A 21,167-nucleotide genomic window follows, 5' to 3' on the forward strand; every position below is an offset into this window, starting at 1 on the left:
AAGCATGCTTAAATACTCCTTTGTTGGGGACGAAGAGCGAGTGGCTACAGATCTAAAAGCATTTTACAATGAGACGCGCTTCAATGAACTGATTGTCGCCACCGATATCCACGATCAAGAAAAACGCCGCGACAGCTACACAAGGCTGAAAAAAGCATGGGACCACATCGATTTTTAAAACGTAAGGCGAGCGTAGCTAACAGCTACGCTCGCCTTTTTTGGCGGTGTTTGAAGGGTGGGGCTGGGAGCTAAACCCTTCAAAATTCAAGCGACATGTTGGCACCGTAGGTGCCGAAACCAAATCGAACTTGGTTCGGCGCGGTTCGCGCCGACGTCTTGCTAGGTTTTTGGCGTGGAAATGCAAAGGATGGTTCTATGAACCCGTTGCCGCTGGGGATGGCGGTACATGCGGGCAAGACGAACAACTGTTCTGCGCGCTAGTTTTCCCCATTTGCGCGCAAGTTAGAGCTTTTCACTGATTTTAGCGCTGATTTTGCCAAACTAGCGCGCAGATTCCAGGTTGAAGTGCCAACGACACGTCGGCCCCGTCGGGGCCGAAACGAAACCGAACTCGGTTCGGCGCGGCTCTCGCCGATATCATGTGGGTACTTCGATCCCGTGGATGTACACATGAGCCGGCAATCTATGACCGAGTTTATGAGAATAGACCGCTTTTTCTGCGATTTTCCCCAACTTGAGAATCGTTCGGTCGCAACTCGAGCACAGTTTTCACCTTACCAAGCTTACGATTGGTTCTTGATGAAATTCTTTCGTTCAACTTATCTAGATCGCCAATCTCCAAAATATACCAGAATCAAGCGACATGTCGGCACTGGGGGTGCCGAAACCAATGAAAAACGATCTAGAGCACACATCTCCTAAAATCCCCCAAACCCGACTTCCCTCTATTCCACCTACAAGCTACTCAGCGAACCGACGGATGGCGGCGAGATCAAGGTTGCCCCCGCTGGCAACGAGGACGATGTTGCCGCCGTTGTGGGGAATGTTCCCCGAGCGCAAGGCGGCGAGGTAGTAGCACCAGAAGGTTCGATTACTTGTTTCATGCGAGACAGATAAAAGACGAAGGCTTCTCGGATGTCTTCTTCGCTGACGGTAACGATTTCGTCGACGTATTGCTGAATGATAGGGAACGTCATTGCGCCGGGTGTAGATGCACGTAATCCATCTGCGATGGTATTGGCTGCATCAATGGAAACGCGTTCCCCGCGTTCGAGTGAGCGTCGTGTATCATCAGCGTTGGTGGCTCCACGCCGATGATCTTTACTTCTGGATGGATGCTCTTGATGGCAGTCGCTACACCTGAGATAAGCCCGCCTCCACCAATAGGGACCGCAACGACTTCTGGGTTGTTCACTTGGGATAGGATCTCTAAGCCGACGGTCCCTTGTCCGGCAATGATTTGCGTGTCATCGTATGGCGGGATGAAGGTTGCACCGAGCTGATCAACAAGTTCGTTGGCGTGGGCGATTCGTTCCTCTGATGTCGTTCCGCAGTGAACTACCTCTGCTCCGTAGTTACGAATGGCTTCTTCTTTGGCGGCGTTAGCATCTTCAGGAATGACGATTGTCGCTTTTAGGCCGAGTTCCCGAGCAATGTAGGCGACGGCTTGTCCGTGATTGCCAGATGAGGCGGCAATGAGGTGCGTTGCTCCTTGCTCTTTGGCTTGCATCACGCAATTGGTGGCACCTCGAATTTTGAAGCTTCCTGTTTTTTGTAAATGCTCAGACTTAATATATACACTTGCGTTTGCTTGTTTGTTCAATGTGTTGGACGTGAGTACGGGTGTGACGTGGACGGTATTGTGCAGTCGGACACGTGCTTCGTTTAATTCTTTAACGGTAATCATAGAAGAGTCTCCTTATACTAAATGGTTGAGATACACTTCTCTATACTAGCTGCAAAACCCTCTTTTTATATTTAATAACAACTTTACTTATAGGTTTTATAAGATTAAAATAAAATAATCTCTATTAAGAAGGGACCAAGGGCAATGAATATGGAGAATATTGAGGCGTACTTGTATGTCGCACACTTTCAAAATGTGCACCGGGCAGCCAGAGCGCTTTATCTATCTCAACCATCAGTGACGGCGCGTATTAAATCAATTGAAAAAGAACTGAATGTACAGTTATTCACACGTAAAGGTAGAGGCATTGAAATAACCGCGCAAGGTGCGGAATTTTTACCTTTTGCTGAGCAAATATTCAAAACATATCAGCAGGGCAAAAACATGATGCAAAAACAAGAACATAGTCATGAAGAGTTGGTGATTGGCGCAAATGGCATTGCTACTCGGTTTTTTCTTCCATACGTACTACCTATATGGAGAAATCAGCTTGATTATATTCGAATAAAGACAATTTCAGGGGACAATGAAGACATTCTCAATAAGCTTATCAAAAAAGAAGTCGATGTTGCTTTTGTGCGTGGAATGGAACATCCACTTGTTACCTCCTTTACGCTCCTGAAAAATCAAATACAGCTTGCAGTCAAGCAAGAGCATTCTTTGCTAAGGCAATCTTCCATTAGTGTGGATGATCTCGCTTCTGAGCCGATGGTTTTTTTTGAGTGTGGGGCGTTTGACTGGTCTAGAATTCGTAAGATGTTTGATGTTCACCATACGCGGCCGCCAATTGATTATCACGTTGACGATTTGAGTGTAGCAACAAAACTGATCTCAGCAGGAAAAGGTATAGCTTTCTTCCAGAACTTTGTATGGTAGGGAGCACCGATGATCTTGCCCTCATTGATGTCACTCATCTTATCCAAATACACCACGATATTCAACTCGCATACTTACCTGACCATCTGGATGACGGATACATCAAGACCATGCAACGCAGCGCAATGCACTACACAAACAAAAACAAATCAAAATTTTTCGATCATTGATAAAAATGATTGATCAATGAGTGATTGCCGATGAATCGTCACATTGATACGATATTTCTACCTTTAATTCATACTTAACTTATAAGAATTATATAATAAGTAAGTTTAACGATGGGGGAATGGGAGATGAAGTTTGGAATACTTGATCAAAGCCCGATTGAGATAGGGGGGAGCAGTTCAGACGCTCTTAAACAGAGTGTTCATTTAGCCAAAACTGCAGAGTCTCTAGGATATGAACGGTTTTGGGTTTCAGAGCATCATGGCAGTGAGCAACTTGCGGGAACGTCACCTGAAGTGTTGATGTCTTATTTGCTTGCTCATACGAATACGATTCGAGTCGGTTCTGGTGGGGTGATGCTTCAACACTACAGCCCATACAAAGTCGCAGAGAACTTCAATGTTCTGGATGCGTTGGCGCCTGGACGTGTTGATGTAGGGGTAGGAAAAGCACCTGGGGGTCTACCAATTACTACGCAGGCATTACAAATTGAACAACAGGAAGAGAAGAAGCAATCATTTGATAAAAAATTGTCCCTTCTTCATCAGTACTTTGACGAACGAAGTTCGCTTAGGGCAGAGCCATATCGAAGTACCCCCCCTCCAGTTTACGTTCTCGGAGCAAGTGTTGAAAGTGCACAGTTGGCAGCAAGAACAGGGAGTTCCTTTGTTTTTGCTGGATTTATCAATCAAAGTCGAGAACTTTTAAAAGCCGCTGTAAACGCGTATAGGGAGCTGAGTAAAACGGGCTTGGTCATTCTTGCTCTTCCTATATATGTCGGAGAAAGCGATGAGGAAGCCACTGCTGAAACAAATGACCTTTGGCATTATCGAGTCATTTTTGATGATGGGAGTAAGGTTACGGTCACTTCGAGAGAGCAAGCCGAGTTATTTGGATCTCAAGAAAAAAGGCCTTTCCGTATTGAAGCAGACAAACTTCCGATAATTGCAGGATCTGCTCTCACTGTCCAGCAAACACTTGAGGAAATTACTTCAGATGTTGGGATTGATGAACTCATTTTTCATACACCAATTCGAAATTTCCGTAAACGAATTCGTTCATACGAACAACTTTCGCGTTTATTTGAAAAGGAGGAAGTAGAATGAGCAAGCGAAAACAATTGAAACTGGGTGTGATGCTGCAAGGGCCCGGCAGCATTTTGCTTCATGGAGACATCCGAGTGTGCCGTCTGATGCCAGTGTAAATTTCCGCTACTACACGGAGCTTGCGAAAAAAGCCGAGGCGGCAAAGTTTGACCTCGTTTTTATTGCGGACGGTTTGTACATTAACGAGAAATCAATCCCGCACTTTTTGAACCGGTTTGAACCGATCACGATTCTTTCCGCACTCGCGGCGGCAACAGATCAGATCGGGCTCGTCGGGACGTTGTCCACGTCGTACAGCGAACCGTTCACCGTCGCCAGGCAATTCGCTTCCCTGGATAAGATTAGCGGCGGCCGGGCAGGCTGGAATGCGGTCACCTCTCCGCTTGAAGGGTCGGCGAAGAACTATAGCAAATCAGCTCATCCGACCCATGCGGATCGATATGAAATTGCAGAAGAATATTTGGGCGTCGTGCAAGGGCTTTGGGACTCCTGGGAAGATGACGCCTTCATCAGGGACCGTGATAGCGGTCAGTTTTTCCGAGCGGACGGCATGCACCGCCTTCATCATGAGGCAAACATTTTTCCGTGGAGGGACCACTCAATATTGATCGCTCGCCTCAAGGGCAGCCGCTCATCTTTCAAGCAGGTTCCTCGGAACCTGGAAAAAACCTAGCCGCAAAAGCGGCAGATGCTATTTTTACGAATGCGACGTCTCGAGAGGAAGCGGAGGCGTTTTATAAAGACGTAAAACAAAGAGCGTTTGGTCAGGGTAGAAATGCCGACGAACTTCTTATCTTCCCTGGACTTCGGCCGATTATCGGCAAGACGAAAGCTGATGCAGAGGCAAAGTATGAAGCGATTGCCGACCTCGTGTCAACGACGGACACGCTGAACTATTTGGGTCGCTATTTTGACCATTTTGATTTCAGTCAATTTTCATTAGATGCTCCATTCCCGGACATTGGCGATGTGGGCAAGAACAGCTTTCGTTCGACGACGGACAGCATTAAACAAAAAGCAAAACAAGAAAACCTCACGCTTCGTGAAGTGGCACGGCTTGTGACCACGCCGAAAGGTCCATTTCTCGGCACAGCGCAAGAAATTGCAGATGAGTTAATTGATTGGTATGAAGCAGAAGCGGCGGACGGTTTTATTCTTGCTCCACCGGTGCTTGGAGAAGGGCTTGACGATTTCATCGAAGGCGTTGTGCCGCTGCTTCGTGAAGCAGGTGTGTTCCGCGATGAGTATGAGGGCGAAACGCTTCGCGATCAATTAGGGCTGCCAGTGAAAGAAAACCGTCATTCCAAGGCGGTTCACAGATAAGAAAGAGGAGTGAGGGAGAAGATGAAGAAGACAGCGACGCTTCTGACCGCAGGAATTTTATTGCTCGGTGCATGTAGCGAGGAAAATGAACAAAGTGCAGCGGATGCGACACCAACCGAAGGTGGGGAACTTAGTTATGCACTGGCGACGTCTCCGGGTGGGCTCGATCCGAATGTGGTTCCTGCAGCTGTTGATTACCGAGTGATGCGTTCTATTTATGACAGCCTCGTCATTCAAACCGAAGACGGAATTGAACCTTGGCTCGCAGAGAGCTGGGAAATCTCAGATGATGGTACAGCGTATACGTTTCATTTACGCGACGACGTCACGTTTCACGATGGCACACCATTCAATGCGGAAGCAGTCCAATACAATTTCGAACGCATTAAAGATCCTAAGACGCAGTAAGATTTGCGACGACGCTTCTCGGACCTTATGAATCATCGGAAATCGTCGATGAACATACAATTACCGTCCAACTTTCACAGCCGTACAGCCCCTTTTTAAGCTATTTAAGCCAAGCATTTCTAGGCATCGTTTCTCCGACAGCAGCTGAAGAGCACGGAAGTGCGTTAAGCACGAATCCAGTTGGTACCGGCCCGTTTGTGTTTGAAAGCTGGCAAGAGAACAGCAAGATTACGCTACAGCGAAACGATGAGTATCAATGGGGACCGCCGATAGCTGAAAATCAAGGAACGCCTCATCTGGACACTTTGTCGTTTTACATCATTCCCGAAGAGTCTTCGAGGATTGGAAGCGTACAAAGCAACGAAGTATTAGCAGCTGAAACTGTACCGCCGCAAAACGTCGATGCCTTGGAAGGAAATCCAGACATCGATTTGCTGAGTGCAGAATCTACAGGCATTCCGTTTACGCTCATGTTTAACCAAAATCATGAGCCTTGGGATGAGTATGAAGCGAGGAAAGCGGTGCAACTTGCCCTCGACTTGGACAGCATCGTCGACAGTCTCTACCTTGGTCAGTATGAGCGGGCAGACGCGCCGCTGACCCCGGGGACACCTGGTCAATTGATCGAGAAACGGATGATCAAAACATTGAAGAAGCGAATCGCTTGCTAGATGAACTCGGATGGGAACGTCAAGGAGACGGAACGCGTGTAAAAGACGGAGAGCCACTTCAACTTTTTTACGTTGAATCATCTCCAAACAGGGAGAAACGAAATGACATTGCCTATTTAATTCAACAGCAATTAAGTGAGGTCGGCATTGAGGTGGACATTGAAATTTATGCAGACACATTTGATGTCGTCATGGACCGAAGTGATAATCATTTGCACGGGGTGAGCAACGTTTCCGGAGATCCGGACATTTTAAGAAGCTTCTATCATTCAAATGCGATTCCAACCGCGGAACAGTGGGGACATAATCATACACACTATTCTTCTGATGAGTTGGATCAATTGTTCGTCGATGGACTGGAAGCGCTCGATGAGGAAGAGCGATTGGCCATTTATGATGAAATTCAAACATACGTGCAAGATGAAGTGTTGGGACTGCCGGTCTATGTGTTTCCGTACACTGTTGCGTCGAGCAGCCGTGTAGACGGAATTGCCTTTGATACACTCGGCTATCCGTTATTCTATGATGCAAGTGTAGGGCAGTAAGGAGTGAATGAGAATGAAGCGGCTAGTTATTCAACGGTTGTTTAGTGCAATTGGCGTTGTGCTCGGGGCTTGTGCTCTCGTATTCTTGATTTTGTATATGTTGCCCGGAGACCCAGTTCAGCGCATGTTAGACGGTGCGCCGGCAGATGAGAACACCATTATGCACCTACGGGAACAGCTCGGTTTGGATTTGCCGCTCCATCAGCAGTTTCTTAATTATATGGGTAATTTGCTGCAAGGCGATTTCGGGCACTCCTTCGTCACTCAGGAGCCGGTACTCGACCGTATTCTCGAACAGTTGCCAGCAACCATTCAATTGACGGTCATGAGCATGGGAGTTGCGGTTGTGTTTGGTGTCACGCTCGGCATTCTTTCGGCGCTAAAATCGAATACGTGGATTGATTTTCTCGTGCGCGTTGTGAGTTTGTTCGGTGTATCGATGCCGACCTTCTGGTCAGGGATTCTGCTGATTCTATTGTTTGGCGTCACCCTTGGTTGGCTTCCGACAATGGGCTCTGAAGGATTTCAGTCGTTAATTTTACCATCGCTAGCCCTCGGTTTTGTCAGTGCTGGATACATTGTTCGGATGGTCCGAAACAGTGTACTGGAGACGATTCAAGATCCTTACGTCACGACGCTGCGAGCAAAAGGGTTGTCTGACGGAAAAGTGACTTACCTTCACGTGTTCCGTAATGCTCTGATACCTGCAATCACAATGATCGGCGTGCAAGTCGGAGAGCTGCTGGCAGGTGCTGTCGTTATTGAGACGGTTTTTTCCAGACAAGGCATCGGAAGGTTGGTGGCGGATGCCATTATTACGCAAGACTTTCCGGTCGTGCAAGGTGTCGTTATCGTCACGGCAGTCGTGTATGTGCTTGTGAACTTCACGATTGACCTATCGTATTCCGCCATCGACCCACGAATACGAAGAGGCGCCGGCTAGCTGGATGAAAGGAGGAAACGGTGTGCGCGTACTAACAAGTGAAAAAATCCAAATGAACGCAAGCGAAAACATCCATCCGAAAAGAAAGAGACGACGCGCGCTCTCCGACGTCGGCGTCTGGGTGGCAAGTGTCATTGTTTTTATCTTTATTTTATGTGCTCTACTACCGGGGTGGATAGCTCCGTACGGACCGACCGAGTTGTTTCAAGATCGTACACTCCAGTCCCCGTCACTCTCGCATTGGATGGGTACTGACCATTACGGTCGCGACGTGCTGACGATGGTCATCCACGGAGCAAGAGATTCGTTAGTCATCGGATTTGCGGCCGTAGCCATCGGTCTTTTCGCGGGTGGCCTCGTTGGGGCGATTGCCGGATATGCTGGAGGCGTAATTGAAGGTGTGCTCATGCGGCTCATTGATATTCTCATGGCGATTCCGGGGGTGCTGCTCGCGCTCGTGATTGCACTCGCACTTGGCCCAAGCTTGCAAAACCTTATCTTGGCAATCGCCATCGCTGCGATACCAGGCTATGCTCGGGTCATTCGCGGACAGGTGAAATCAACAAAACAAAGGCCGTATATTACCGCTTCACGAGCGATCGGACTCAACCCGATTCGAACGTTTAAGCGCCACATTATGCCGAACGTGTATGCGCCGATTCTAGTCATGGCGACTGTCGGAGTCGGCTCATCTTTACTCGTCGGTGCGGGCCTTAGTTTTTTAGGTTTAGGCGTGATTAAGGAGATTCCTGATTGGGGTACGCTACTTTCCCAAGGGCGCAACTATTTGACGGTTGCCTGGTGGACGGTCACTTTCCCGGGACTTGCGATCACGTTGTTCGTACTTTCCATTAATATTGTCGGCGACTACCTTAGAGATCGTTTAGATCCCCGTCGTTCAATTTGAGAGGAGGACCCGTGTTTTGGAACAGATTCTGGATGTAAGAGATGTAAGTGTAGAAGTAAAGGGAAAAGAAGGAGAAGGAATTCCTTTACTTCGTCACGTGTCGCTTGAGTTGCGCGAAGGGGAGACCGTTTGTCTCGTAGGAGAATCGGGAAGTGGGAAAACGTTGCTCGCAAAAACGATCATGCGTCTCATTGATTACGAACAAGCAGAGCAGACCTGCGGAGAAGTGGCGTTTCGCCACGAACCGCTTCATCTAAAAACAGCAAAACAGATGCAGGCGATTCGCGGGAAGGAAATCGCGATGATTTTTCAAGAGCCGATGTCTGCTTTTGATCCGGTGTTCACGATCGGCAGGCAGATCGTTGAGACAATACGAGAGCATGAAGACATTTCGAAGAAAGAAGCGAAACAAAAAGCGCTCGACATGCTGGCAAAAGTAAAGCTGCCATCTCCATCTCTTCATTTCAAGCAATACCCAAATGAACTTTCAGGCGGCATGCTGCAGCGAGCCATGATTGCGATGGCCCTTTCCTGCAGGCCTGCGCTGCTCATCGCTGATGAGCCGACGACAGCACTCGATGTGACCGTTCAAGCAGACATCATGAGTCTGTTAAAGTCGCTGCAAAACGAATACAAAATGACGCTGTTGATGGTCACTCACGACTTGAGTCTTGCCGCGGAAGTGTCGGACCGAATTGTCGTGATGTATGCGGGCAAGATCGTTGAGATTGCGGATGCGAAAACCCTAGCCCGCAAAGCGTTGCATCCTTACACGTCCGGTCTTTTAAAGGCGAGTGCGGTCGCACAGGCCGACCCAGCTTACCCACTCAGGACCATTCCCGGTTCCATACCGGACCCATCAAACGTGCCTTCGGGTTGTGCGTTCCAAGACCGCTGTGCACATGCGACGAATAAATGCCGTAAAGAGCCGCAGCTGACGTCTGTCGATCAGCAGCACGTTGCGTGTTGGCATGTGGATGATGCTGTACAGCCGCTGGATGAAATCGCTGCTGAAAAAAATCTGAAAGGCAACACATTGAAAAGTAATGAAATTCTTTATACGGCGGAAAACGTAAAAAAGGTATTTTCATCAAAGAGAGCAAGGAAAACGAAAATCATTGCCGTGAATGGTGTTTCTGTTGATATCTACAAAGGAGAAACGTTCGGACTCGTTGGCGAATCCGGCAGCGGAAAATCGACGTTGGGCCGGTTGCTGCTTCAATTAGAAGACCAAACAGAAGGAACGATCCTTTACGATCAAATCAATTTAAGAACCTTAAAAAATCGACAATTAAGAAGCTACCGTAAAGACATTCAGATTATTTTCCAAGATCCATATGCATCATTGGATCCACGCTGGAAAGCAAAAGACATTGTCGGGGAACCGCTTGCCTCCATTTCGGTTTGAAAGGAAGAAAACTTCAAGAAAAAGTCGAACGTCTTCTCGATCAGGTCGGTTTGAATCCGGAATGGGGAGAACGGTATCCTCATCAATTTTCTGGAGGGCAGCGACAAAGGCTGAACATTGCCCGCGCCATTAGTACAAAGCCCCGCTTTATCGTTGCAGATGAAGCCGTATCCGCGTTGGATGTTTCTGTGCAGGCGCAAATCATTAACTTATTGAAACATTTGCAAAGAGAACTCGGTCTTACGTATCTGTTTATTAGCCACGACCTTGGTGTCGTTCGCTACATCTCGGATCGTATCGGTGTCATGAAGGCCGGAGAGCTCATTGAGATCGGTGATCGAAATCACATCTTTCACACTCCGCAGCATGACTATACGAAAAAGCTGATCGGAGCAATCCCACAATCTATGTAAGGAGGACGTTGGAATGAGTCAAACCATAATCGTTTGGTCAAAAGCAGGGTGCCACTATTGTGAAGAAGTGCGAGGATTTCTCCGCGGAAAAAACGTTGCGTTTTCAGAGATTGATATTACAGAGAAGGATGACTATCGTGACATTTTGGAAGTGAAGTACGGCATTCGCCACGTACCCGTCGTGGAAATTGGAAACGACCATGTCTACTCAGCTGTCACAGAGGTCGGCATTGAGCATGTGGAAAAAGCACTCCAACAAACGTAAAGAAAAGGGGATGAGTCATATGACGGATGTAGCGATCATTTACGGAGGTGTAAAAGCTGAGTCCCGTTTGAACGTATTAACCGACTATGCCATCGATCATCTGGAGTCGACGCAACAGTCCTATTCCGTCATTCCAGTGTTTGAACTGCCGTCCGAAGACTTAATTACAGCAAATTCAAAGCGCGCAGAAATTGCGAATGCATTAAAAACCGTACAAGAAGCGCGGGCGGTCATTGTGCTAACACCTGTGTTTAAATCCGCCTATTCCGGTGTGTTAAAGACGTTTTTGGATCTGTTACCGATGAAAAGTCTGGAAAATAAAGTCGTACTTCCCATAATGATTGGTGGGTCCTTCGGCCACCTTCTTGCTATTGATTACAGCCTCAAACCTGTCCTCACCGCACTCGGTGCCAGCTGGATTCAAAAAGGAAGTTACGTCTTGGATGCTCATGTAGCAGAGGGGAGAATCATTGAACAGCAAGCAGAAGCTAGGATGCACACAGAGCTAGAACATTTTATAAACGCGATGATCGTTCAGCAGCAGACATCGTAAAGAATTACCTCGACGTCGGCCGTTTCGGCCGGCTGTTTTTTTATCAATAAAGAAAGCGCTTTCTAAAAAAACATTGACTTATTTCTGAATTGATTGTAAATTGTATTCGAAACCGGTTTAGTATATTTTTCGAAAGGGGCGAGTCAACTGTATACATTTCCACGATCGTTTCATTGGGGCGCTGCCACATCCTCATATCAAATTGAAGGAGCAGCGGACGTTGACGGAAAAGGGCCGTGCATTTGGGATACATTTGTTGAACAAGAAGGGGCGATCCTCGATCAGACAGATGGCAGAATAGCCTGTGATCACTATACTTATTTCAAAGAAGATATTAAATTGATGAAAAATTTAAACTTTAGCCATTATCGTTTCTCGATCAATTGGTCACGTGTGATGCCGGATGGTAGAGGCCCTGTAAACGAAGCCGGAATTGATTTTTATAAACGGCTGATCAATGAATTGAATGAACACCAGATCACACCGATGCTCACACTCTATCATTGGGAGCTTCCTCAACAATTAGAGGATGAAGGCGGCTGGTTAAACCGCGATACGGCTTACTACTTTGCGGAATATGCGGAGCGGATGTTTCGCGAATTCTCTGCTGAAGTGCCGTATTGGATTACGCAAAATGAGCCGTGGGTAGCATCGCGCTTAGGGTATGGCGAAGGAATTCACGCTCCGGGTAAAAAAGGATTAAACAATTTCCTGACCGCCGCTCACCACTTGCTACTTTCCCACGGTCTTGCGACAGAGCGTTTGCGCGCGATGAAGCAAACCGAGCAACAAACGGGCATCGCCTTAAACCTTAGTTCTCATTACCCAGCAGATTCCCGCCCGTCGAGCCAAGAGGCTGTCATTCGGCGGATGGCTTCTTAAACCGGTGGTTTTTGGACCCCGTTTATAAAGGAACGTATCCTAAGGATATGCTCACAATCTATGAAAAACAGACGGATCTGTCATTTTTACAACAAGGAGATTTAGAGCAGATTCAGCAGCCAATTGATTTTCTCGGCATTAATTATTATTCAAGCGATTTTGTGGAGGCTTCCCCGGTGTCGACTGAGAATCCCGCAGGATCGAAGCCGGTAGAAACGAGCCTGCCGAAAACGGCTATGGAATGGGATGTGTATCCAGAAGGGTTATATGATTTGCTCGTTAGAGTGACGAATGATTATGGAAAACAGCCGTTGTATGTGTCAGAAAACGGTGCGGCGTATCGAGATGAAGTGGTTGGGGGAGAGGTGAATGATGAGCAGCGAGCCGATTATCTAGACCAACACTTGCAATCGTGTTTACGAGCCATCCAGTCGGGCGTTGATTTACGTGGGTATTATGTCTGGTCGTTTCTGGACAATTTTGAATGGGCGTACGGGTTATCAAAGCGATTTGGGGTTGTTCATATTGATTTTACAACACTCAAACGAACGCCTAAGCAAAGTGCCTATTGGTTACAAGCGTTCATTGCTAGTCAGACGGTACATTCATGAATGTTTACGAAAGCGGTTTCTTCAAAAAAGGAGGACGAATGAATGAAGTGGCGTAACGGGTATGTTGTTGTCGGTTCGGTGCTACTATTGACTGCATGTAATGGGGATGAGGGGTCTTCTGCAGATGGTGAAGAGGTGTCATTAACGATGTGGACGTTTGACACCGTTCCGTATGAGGAGATGGCAGCGGAGTATATGGAAGAACATCCACATATTACGATTCAAGTGGAAAATCTCGATATGGAAGACCACCACAACAACTTGTTTAATGCACTATCAGCAAGTAGTGGAGCACCAGACATGGCGATGATTGAAGTTTCCGAAATGGATCGGTTCCAAGTGGCGGAAGATCGCTTTCACAATTTGTATGAGTACGGTGCAGAAGATGTGGCCGGTGACTATTTAGATTGGGCGTGGGCGGTTTCAGAGAACACCGACGGAGACTTCTTGTTTGGACTTCCGACAGATATTGGACCGACCGTTATGTTCTATCGTCAAGATGTTTTTGAAGAAGCTGGTCTGCCTAGCGAACCCGAGGAAGTAGAAGAGATGATCGCTACGTGGGAGGACTATGAAGAAACCGCGCGGACCATTTATGAAGAGACGGGAAAACCAATGGTCGATAACCCTGAGCTTATCTTTAACGCTCAGCGAGACATTCGCCCTGAGGCGTACTTCAATGAAGAGGATGAACTCATTATGGAGACTTCCGCTCATGTGCGCGAAGCCTATGATTACACGGTGGACATGATTGATGAGGGCACGGTTGGAAGTGTGGATATGTGGTCACCAGAATGGGGGGACGCCCAAGCGCAAGGCAGTTACGCGACGATGTTAGCACCGGCCTGGATGCAAGGGGTGATCCGGAACAATGCTCCCGATTCTGATGAGTGGCGCGTCGTGACGATGCCAGGAGATGAAGGCGGTAACTGGGTGGTTCGTATATGACGGTTCCAGCGGAGTCGGACCATCCAGAAGAGGCGTATGAGTTTTTAGCGTGGATGCTTTCTCCGGACCAACAGCTCGAAGCGTTTCGGGCTGACGGTCTATTCCCTTCCACACCAGCTACGTATGAGATGGAAGAGTTCCAAAATTATAGCGACGAGTATTTCGGTGGTCAAAACACCGCACAAATCTTTGCGGAAGCCGCTGAAGACGTGAGTTACATCTACAAAGGAAGACACTACGGCATGGCAAACGAGGAAGTTCTTGAAGCGCTCATGAATGTTGTTGATGGGTCTGACGCTGAGCAAGAATGGCAAGCGGCAGTGAATCGAATTGATCAGCAAATGAATCGGTAATTCTATTTCGGGAGAGGAGTGTGAATCATTCCTCTCTTCCTTTCGAGGAGAGATAATCATGGGCCTTACCTTGGAGAAAAAACAGAAAAAAAATTACTGAAAAGAAGCGAAATGCGCTATCGGGATATTTGTTTATTTCCCCGTTTTATTTGTTGTTTGCTGTGTTTGGTCTGTTTCCGATTTTGTTTAGTTTCTATATTGGTTTCTTTCGTTGGGACGGGCTGAGCGACATGGAATTCGCAGGCTTACATAACTTTCAGTACATCTTAAACGACGAGTTGTTTTGGAAAAGTCTTTCGAACACACTCATTATTGGTATTATGGGAACCGCGCCTCAGCTCGTCATCGGAATATTGCTCGCGTACGCCCTTAATGCAACATTTTTAAAATACAAAAATGTATTTCGGATGATGATCTTTTTGCCGTACGTGACGTCGATTGTAGCGGTAGCCATTGTGTTTAGCGTTATTTTTAGTAACCAGCCACACGGGCTAATCAACTCTGTGATCGGTTTGTTTGGCATGGACCCGTCGTGTGGAACCGTTCGGAATGGGGTGCGAAGATTGCGATAGCGACGATGATTTTTTGGCGCTGGCTCGGCTACAATACGCTTATTTATTTAGCGGGAATGCAGAGCATACCCGGGCATTTATATGAAGCGGCGCGGCTAGAAGGGGCATCGATTTTTCAGCAGCTTCGCTACATTACGATTCCAATGTTAAAACCGTTCATTCTCTTTACCGTATTTACGGCCACGGTGGGTGCTTTGCAAGTGTTCGCCGAGCCAATGATTTTTTCTGGGTATCGCCCAGAAGGTATGACCGTTGTGCTCTATTTGTACCGGGAAGGGTTTCATAATAACTACTTCGGAACCGCAGCGGCAACGTCGCTCATCCTATTTTTTATTATTATTGTATTTACAGCTGTAAACATGTTCTTGACGAGTCGAATCGGTCAGCAGTCGAAACGGAGGGCGCGAGTATGAAAAAAGGAATCGTTTATACGCTTCTAATCATCGTCTCTCTCTTGTCGATTTTCCCAATCTATTGGATGTTTGTCATGGCGACGAGCCCAAACCATGTAATTAATAGCATTCCCCCTGTGTTAATTCCAGGTCCAGAAATGATGACGAACTTTGAAAACGTCTTAAGCAACATTCCGTTTTTCCGTAACTTGCTCAATTCATTCTTTGTTGCAAGTACGATTACGATCGGCGTCATCTTTCTTTGTTCTCTAGCGGGGTTTGCGTTTGCAAAACTACAGTTCCCAGGTCGACGATCCTTGTTTCTCATTGTGCTTGCAACGATGATGATTCCGCCTGTACTGGGTGTGATTCCGCTGTATTATTTAATTACAAACTTTGGCTGGCTGAATGATTATCGTGCCCTTATTTTCCCAGGGTTAATTAACGCGTTCGGGATATTTTGGATGAGGCAGTACATCTATAGCGCTATTCATGATGAAATTGTAGAAGCGGCCCGCATTGATGGGTGTTCCAACTGGCGAATGTATTGGAATATCGTCATTCCGATGGTGTATCCGGCGTTTGCTACACTCGGAATTATCGTGTTTATGCAAATCTGGGGAGACTTTATGTGGCCGCTCATCGCATTGCAAGATACGTCGATGTATACACTTCAAGTTGCATTGAGTGTATTAGAAAGTGACCGGAGCCGGGATTACGGTATGATTATGTCAGGAACGTTTTGGGCGACCGTCCCACTCATCGTTGTGTTTCTTATTTTTAATCGATTATTTATCCGCAGCATCACCGACGGCGCGTTGAAGGGATAACAATAGGAGTGTGTAAAAGCAAATGAGAATGACAATCAAAGAAATCGCACGCCTATCAGGCGTTTCACAGAGCACGGTATCTAAAATCATTAACAACTACGATGATGTCGGGAGTGAGACGAAAAATAAAGTCTTGCAGATTATGAAAGAACACGGATACCGGCCATCGTATTCTGCCCAATCATTAGCGAAAAAGGTGACGCATGTGATTGGTGTCATCTATGCAGGGCGGGTAAATGCTGACTTTAACCATCCGTTTTTCGTCGATGTGTTAAATGCGTTTAAAAATAGCGTCGGGCGGCTTGGTTATGACCTGATGTTCTTTTCAAATGAACATTTTCACGAAGGAGACGAAGATTTCTTAGAAAGATGCCGTCATTACAATGTTGACGGGTGCATCATTATCGGCGGGGAGACAATTCAGCCGTCCGTCTATGCGCTTGACGAGAGTGAGATCTTGTGTTGGCATTGATCTCACCTTGCGGGGCAAAAACTCGACGTACTTGATGACCGACAACGATGAAATGTTAGCAAAGGTCATTGAACATTTCTATTTAGAAGGTCACCGAGATATCGGCTTTATCGGCGGGCAAAAACCGTCGACCATTGCCCGTCTGCGCTTGGATGCCTTCCACAGCGCGATGCGTAGCTATCAGCTTCACGTTAACGAAGACTGGATCTATGAAGGAGATTTCTTCGAACAGAGCGGCTACGAAGCGATGCGTTCGTTTCTGCAGCAAGAATCCGTCCCGTCCGCCATTTTTACCGCCTCCGACTTGATGGCGATTGGTGCGCTACGGGCACTTAAAGAGGCACAGTTGCCCCTTCATTCATACAGCATCATCGGCTGTGACGATATCGATGCAGCACAATATGTAGACCCGCCGCTCACAACCGTCCGCCAAAACAAAGAAAAGATCGGACAGCTCGCGTCCCGGTTGCTTAAAGACTTAATTGACGAGAACATGCACGGCGTGGAGCGGCTCGTGGAGCCAGAGCTCGTCATTCGGGCTTCGTCCAATCCGGTTGAGGGTTGAGGTGGGGCGAGCGAACATCGTGGTCACTCCCCGCGCCGAAGCTAGACCGGTTTCGGTTCGGCCCCACCGGGCCCGAAAGGTTTCTATCTCTCCAGACACAAATCTGCGCGCAAGTTGGAAGAAAGTGCGCGCAAGTTAGCATGGAATTGACGAGCAATCGTCTGAATCTAGCAAACTAGAGCGCAGATTGACAAAACTTGCGCGCAGAATAGGCGCGACGAGCCACCCCCTTTTTAAGCCCACTCATGCGAAAATTTTGCGTCTTTGCTGTTTGTTTATGGGCTTTCTAACTTTTAATATGAGGCTTTGACGAAACCCCAACGTAATGTCTACGTTGGGGTTTCGTTCTTTTTGTGGGCTTTTTGCCCTTCATGCAATCGATTGAACTTAAGATCCAAGTTGCGGTCGGTCCCGTCTCCTGGTCATCCGCTAACCAGACTTTTTTGTATTTTCAGTTGTATTTTCTAACCGAGTGTAATAAAATAACTTAAAACATAGTAAACAACTAAGTATTATCAAATATACATGAATTAAGGTGATCCGATGACATCCCTTGTCGATGTTCAACAGATGAGCAAATCGTTCCAATCCCATCAAGTTTTGTCAGAGATTTCTCTATCGATTGAAAAAGGAGAATTCGTTTCTATTCTTGGCGAGAGTGGCTGTGGTAAAAGTACGCTTCTCAATGTGATCGGTGGGTTTGAGGCACCAACATCCGGTGCTGTCCACCTTGATGAAAAACCGGTAGAGCGTCCGAGCCGTCGCGCCATCATGCTATTTCAACATTACGGGCTTCTTCCATGGCGAACGGTACAAAAGAATGTCGAGTTCGCGTTGGAGGCGGAAGTTCCATCCAAAGAAGAACGGCGAGCGCGAGCGGAACAGTATCTAGAGCTAGTCGGGCTGGCGAGCAGTGCCAGCCAATTCCCGTCTCAGTTGTCCGGAGGAATGCAGCAGCGAGTGGCGATTGCGCGAGCGCTGGCTATTCAGCCGGAACTTATCTTAATGGACGAACCGTTTGCCGCTCTCGATACATTTAATCGTTATCACCTCCAAGATGAGTTGCTCCGCATTCAGCAACAAGAGGAGACGACGATTGCTCTTGTCACCCATGATATTGATGAAGCGGTGTATCTTTCAGACAGGATCATCATTATGGACCGAAATCCTGGCACAATTCAAAAAACAATCAACATCACGTTACCGCGGCCAAGAGATCGAAGCCATGGCGATTTTCAATATTTTCGAAAGCTAATTTTTGATACGTTTCATTTTGGTAGAACCGAAATTGATTCTGATTATCACATCTAGGGGGACCCACGATGCCACGTCAATACTATGCAATCCCAGCCATATTGCTTCTCGTTTCGGCCATTGTGATGAGTGGGTGCCAGCAACGTGAAGCGGCTGCAGACAACACGATTAAGGTAGGCTATCTGCCTATCACTCATGCAGCGCCCCTATACATCGCCAATGAACAGCAAGAACAATTCATGCATGACGCAGAGATCGAACTGATTCGCTTCGGAACGTGGATTGACCTGATGGACGCGCTGAACAGTGGCAGAATTGACGGTGCATCAGTACTCTTTCCACTTGCGATGAAAGCCCGTGAAAAAGGGATTGACATCAAAGCAACGGCACTCGGCCATGAAGACGGGAATGCCATCATCGCCAGCCACGACATTCAGCATGTAGAAGACCTGCACGGAAAAACGGTTGCTATACCACACACCTTGTCTACGCACAACTTGTTACTCGATAAAATGTTAGAGAATGCAGATATGGCTTATGACGATGTAAACGTTGTGGAGATGCCGCCAGCAGAAATGCCTGCCGCGCTCTCAGAAGGTCGAATCGAAAGCTATATCGTCGCCGAGCCGTTTGGGGCGATTGGCGTCACGCTAGACGTCGGCCACGTGCTCGGTCAATCTCATCAACTTTGGCCAGGGTGCTTATGTTGTGCGATGGTATTCAGACAGAGCTTTTTAGAAGATCGCCCAGAGTTAGCCAAACAATTTATGGAAGGCTATGTACAAGCAGGCGAACATGCTGAAGATGATCTTGATGCTCACCTCGCTTACTTGAATGTGGAAGAAGAGGCTTTGGAATTGTCACTAGAATGGATTTCCTATGAAAACTTGAAAGTGAATCGTGAGGATTATGATTATATGACGGAGCGGGTGCTCGATTTAAACTTGATGGAGCAACCGCCATCTTATGAAGAGTTTGTTGATACGTCACTACTTGAGGAGATCCAACGTCGCCCATGAAGAAACTTGTAAATATTCTCATCGCGTTTACGCTCGTTGTCATCGTGTGGCAACTCGTTATTTGGATTGGAGATTACGAAGAAGCGCTTTTGCCATCCCCGTTGCGGTTGGGGAAGGTATCGTCAGCATGACGCTGGATGGTACGCTGTTTGAACATATGGTCGTCAGTTTGTACCGGTTCTTTACTGGATATGGCCTTGCCGTCGTCGTCGCCATCGTGCTCGGATTAATTTTAGGTCGTTCCCCAAGATTATGGGGGGTTGCTGACCCTATTGTACAAGTGTTAAGGCCAGTTGCTCCGGTTGCTTGGACACCGTTTATCGTGCTTTGGTTTGGAATTGGAAGCATGCCTGCCATTGTAATTATCTTTATCGCAGCGTTCTTTCCTGTGCTTCTTTCTACCGTCTCTGCCGTAAAGAAAGTGGACGCAACGTATTTGAAGCTTGCCGAGAACCTAGAAGTAAGGCAGCCGGCACTTATGTATAAAGTGATTCTTCCTGCTGCGTTCCCCGGCATTGCCAACGGCCTTCACCTCGCGGTCGGGACTGCGTGGATCTTCCTCGTTGCCGGGGAAATGGTCGGGGCACAGTCAGGACTTGGGTATCTCATCATTGATGCGAGAAACGCTTTAGACCTTGATCTCGTGCTTGCAGGCATTGTATTTATTGGCGTACTTGGCTTAGCCATCGATAAACTGATCGGGCTGTTTGAAACATGGGTTGGGAAACAGTGGGGATTTAACCGCTAGTTTGCCGTTCGTACGGCAGCACTTGCAATTGGTCAGATGGAATTCGCTCACCACTCTCACGATCAAAAAAACCAATGCTCACTTCTTGGCCGGTCTGTTCGTCAACGAGCTTCTTGTAACATTTGTCCAAATGGTCTCGTCCCCAGAGCAGAAATGCATGAAAAACGGGCTCAAGTGCTCGCCCTTTGTTGGTGAGTGCATACTGATAGCGTGGAGGGTGTTTGCTGTACAGCTCAGATGTGACCATTCCTTCTGCTTCCAACGCCTTAAGTCGAGATGATAAAAGGTTTGCTGAAACCGTTTCAAGATTGTGCTTAATATCATTAAAGGTCGTGTTTCCGATAAGAATTTCATGAATGATGAGAAGCGTCCAGCGATCGCCGACGATGTTCAGTGTTTGTGCAATGTTACATGGAAGTGGGTAACGTTCTTTCATCACATTTCCTCCTTTTGTTTCGTAAGTATAACATAGAGTATACTAAGTTGATTTTTTTAACTAAGTATAATAAAATAACTACAAACAATAAAGGAGTGACGAACAAATGGCATTATTTTTAGTTGAAGCGACATTAAATGAGTCTGGTGAGAACAAATCAGCTGTAGAAGCAGCTGTCGCAACGTTACATCTAGACGAGGGAAAGCTCATTGAAGTGCAAGTTGCGAGCGACTTTAAGAAAGTGTACGTCATTGTTGAAGCGAACAAAGAAGAGGAGGTTCAGCCTGCATTTTCAGGAGAAGCATTTACGGTGCAGACAGTGAAAGAAGTGCGAATCGTCGGGCAAGAGCTAGAAGATGTGAAGAAAAATGCGGGACAAATCAATTATCTTGTAGAGTGGAATTTCCCTGCAGACTTAACGATGGACCAATACTTGGCACGCAAAAAGAAAAACTCTGTGCACTATGCTGAAGTACCAGAAGTCGAATTTCAGCGCACGTATGTATGTGAAGATATGACAAAATGTTTATGTTTTTATGATGCCCCTGACGATGATGCCGTGAAACGTGCAAGGGAAGCGGTAAGCGCACCTGTTAGCTCGATCACAAAACTATCCAGAGATTAATAGGAGG

19 protein-coding genes and 6 pseudogenes are annotated in these 21,167 nt (G+C 47.1%); 23 read left to right on the plus strand and 2 right to left on the minus strand.

The window, feature by feature from the left end; genetic code table 11:
- Positions 1-4 precede the first annotated feature (4 nt).
- Positions 5-178 (plus strand): hypothetical protein, encoded by a 174-nt coding sequence (locus JCM19039_RS27980; protein WP_373975648.1) that lies wholly within the window; start codon positions 5-7, stop codon positions 176-178.
- A gap of 736 nt (positions 179-914) precedes the next feature.
- Here JCM19039_RS27980 and JCM19039_RS12990 read toward each other — a convergent pair.
- A pseudogene (locus JCM19039_RS12990) lies at positions 915-1,867 on the minus strand (threonine/serine dehydratase).
- Between the two features lie 150 nt (positions 1,868-2,017).
- On the opposite strand from JCM19039_RS12990, the gene JCM19039_RS12995 reads away from it, so the two are divergent.
- The 21 genes and pseudogenes from JCM19039_RS12995 to JCM19039_RS13075 all read left to right on the plus strand — a co-directional run bounded on the left by JCM19039_RS12995 (position 2,018) and on the right by JCM19039_RS13075 (position 20,099).
- On the plus strand, positions 2,018-2,743 hold the full coding sequence (locus JCM19039_RS12995; RefSeq protein WP_193744235.1) for a LysR family transcriptional regulator: 726 nt from the start codon (positions 2,018-2,020) through the stop codon (positions 2,741-2,743).
- 296 nt (positions 2,744-3,039) lie between these two features.
- Positions 3,040-4,017: an LLM class flavin-dependent oxidoreductase gene (locus tag JCM19039_RS13000; protein ID WP_052398777.1), complete on the plus strand. Its 978-nt coding sequence runs from the start codon at positions 3,040-3,042 to the stop codon at positions 4,015-4,017.
- Positions 4,014-5,340, plus strand: a pseudogene (locus JCM19039_RS13005) (LLM class flavin-dependent oxidoreductase). The gene JCM19039_RS13000 and the pseudogene JCM19039_RS13005 overlap by 4 nt, the downstream one beginning before the upstream one ends.
- Before the next feature lie 21 nt (positions 5,341-5,361).
- A complete protein-coding gene (locus JCM19039_RS26570; protein WP_255343661.1) occupies positions 5,362-5,748 on the plus strand; it encodes an ABC transporter substrate-binding protein in 387 nt (128 codons plus the stop codon).
- Between the two features lie 59 nt (positions 5,749-5,807).
- Positions 5,808-6,964, plus strand: a pseudogene (locus JCM19039_RS27985) (ABC transporter substrate-binding protein).
- 13 nt (positions 6,965-6,977) lie between these two features.
- Positions 6,978-7,907 carry an ABC transporter permease gene (locus tag JCM19039_RS13015; protein ID WP_042427839.1) on the plus strand — a complete coding sequence of 310 codons (930 nt, stop codon included), beginning with the start codon at positions 6,978-6,980 and terminating at the stop codon, positions 7,905-7,907.
- A 22-nt stretch (positions 7,908-7,929) separates the two neighbouring features.
- Positions 7,930-8,814 (plus strand): ABC transporter permease, encoded by an 885-nt coding sequence (locus JCM19039_RS13020; protein WP_238545040.1) that lies wholly within the window; start codon positions 7,930-7,932, stop codon positions 8,812-8,814.
- A 16-nt stretch (positions 8,815-8,830) separates the two neighbouring features.
- A complete protein-coding gene (locus JCM19039_RS13025) occupies positions 8,831-10,222 on the plus strand; it encodes an oligopeptide/dipeptide ABC transporter ATP-binding protein (RefSeq protein ID WP_052398779.1) in 1,392 nt (463 codons plus the stop codon).
- Positions 10,219-10,635, plus strand: a complete 417-nt coding sequence (locus JCM19039_RS26585; protein WP_052398780.1) for an ABC transporter ATP-binding protein — start codon at positions 10,219-10,221, stop codon at positions 10,633-10,635. Before JCM19039_RS13025 ends, JCM19039_RS26585 begins: the two co-directional genes overlap by 4 nt.
- 13 nt (positions 10,636-10,648) lie before the next feature.
- On the plus strand, positions 10,649-10,900 hold the full coding sequence (locus JCM19039_RS13030; RefSeq protein WP_042427842.1) for a glutaredoxin family protein: 252 nt from the start codon (positions 10,649-10,651) through the stop codon (positions 10,898-10,900).
- A gap of 19 nt (positions 10,901-10,919) precedes the next feature.
- Positions 10,920-11,453 (plus strand): NAD(P)H-dependent oxidoreductase, encoded by a 534-nt coding sequence (locus JCM19039_RS13035; RefSeq protein ID WP_042427845.1) that lies wholly within the window; start codon positions 10,920-10,922, stop codon positions 11,451-11,453.
- A gap of 201 nt (positions 11,454-11,654) precedes the next feature.
- A pseudogene (locus JCM19039_RS13040) lies at positions 11,655-12,946 on the plus strand (GH1 family beta-glucosidase).
- A gap of 42 nt (positions 12,947-12,988) precedes the next feature.
- A complete protein-coding gene (locus tag JCM19039_RS13045; RefSeq protein WP_307190249.1) occupies positions 12,989-13,894 on the plus strand; it encodes an ABC transporter substrate-binding protein in 906 nt (301 codons plus the stop codon).
- The gene (locus tag JCM19039_RS27365; protein WP_307190250.1) at positions 13,891-14,247 is read left to right on the plus strand and encodes an extracellular solute-binding protein; all 357 of its coding nucleotides are present in this window, start codon (positions 13,891-13,893) and stop codon (positions 14,245-14,247) included. Before JCM19039_RS13045 ends, JCM19039_RS27365 begins: the two co-directional genes overlap by 4 nt.
- 92 nt (positions 14,248-14,339) lie before the next feature.
- Positions 14,340-15,232, plus strand: a pseudogene (locus JCM19039_RS13050) (carbohydrate ABC transporter permease).
- On the plus strand, positions 15,229-16,041 hold the full coding sequence (locus JCM19039_RS13055) for a carbohydrate ABC transporter permease (RefSeq protein WP_042427848.1): 813 nt from the start codon (positions 15,229-15,231) through the stop codon (positions 16,039-16,041). Before JCM19039_RS13050 ends, JCM19039_RS13055 begins: the two are co-directional and overlap by 4 nt.
- A gap of 22 nt (positions 16,042-16,063) precedes the next feature.
- Positions 16,064-16,513, plus strand: coding sequence for a LacI family DNA-binding transcriptional regulator (locus JCM19039_RS27370; protein WP_307190251.1), 450 nt, complete (start codon positions 16,064-16,066; stop codon positions 16,511-16,513).
- Complete coding sequence (locus JCM19039_RS27375) at positions 16,491-17,078, plus strand: substrate-binding domain-containing protein (RefSeq protein ID WP_307190252.1); 588 nt, start codon at positions 16,491-16,493, stop codon at positions 17,076-17,078. The genes JCM19039_RS27370 and JCM19039_RS27375 overlap by 23 nt, the downstream gene beginning before the upstream one ends.
- Positions 17,079-17,621: 543 nt before the next feature.
- The gene (locus JCM19039_RS13065) at positions 17,622-18,389 is read left to right on the plus strand and encodes an ABC transporter ATP-binding protein (protein ID WP_042427850.1); all 768 of its coding nucleotides are present in this window, start codon (positions 17,622-17,624) and stop codon (positions 18,387-18,389) included.
- Positions 18,390-18,400: 11 nt separating this feature from the next.
- Entirely contained in the window at positions 18,401-19,351 is a 951-nt protein-coding gene (locus JCM19039_RS13070) for an ABC transporter substrate-binding protein (protein ID WP_042427851.1), read from the plus strand.
- Positions 19,348-20,099: pseudogene (locus tag JCM19039_RS13075) on the plus strand (ABC transporter permease). The gene JCM19039_RS13070 and the pseudogene JCM19039_RS13075 overlap by 4 nt, the downstream one beginning before the upstream one ends.
- Here JCM19039_RS13075 and JCM19039_RS13080 read toward each other — a convergent pair.
- On the minus strand, positions 20,089-20,535 hold the full coding sequence (locus JCM19039_RS13080; RefSeq protein ID WP_042427853.1) for a helix-turn-helix domain-containing protein: 447 nt from the start codon (positions 20,533-20,535) through the stop codon (positions 20,089-20,091). The pseudogene JCM19039_RS13075 and the gene JCM19039_RS13080 overlap by 11 nt on opposite strands.
- Before the next feature lie 106 nt (positions 20,536-20,641).
- On the opposite strand from JCM19039_RS13080, the gene JCM19039_RS13085 reads away from it, so the two are divergent.
- Positions 20,642-21,160 carry a DUF4242 domain-containing protein gene (locus tag JCM19039_RS13085; RefSeq protein WP_042427855.1) on the plus strand — a complete coding sequence of 173 codons (519 nt, stop codon included), beginning with the start codon at positions 20,642-20,644 and terminating at the stop codon, positions 21,158-21,160.
- The last annotated feature ends 7 nt before the right edge of the window (positions 21,161-21,167 follow it).

The sequence above is a fragment of the Geomicrobium sp. JCM 19039 genome (assembly GCF_000698145.1).
GTDB lineage: Bacteria > Bacillota > Bacilli > Bacillales > Marinococcaceae > Geomicrobium_A.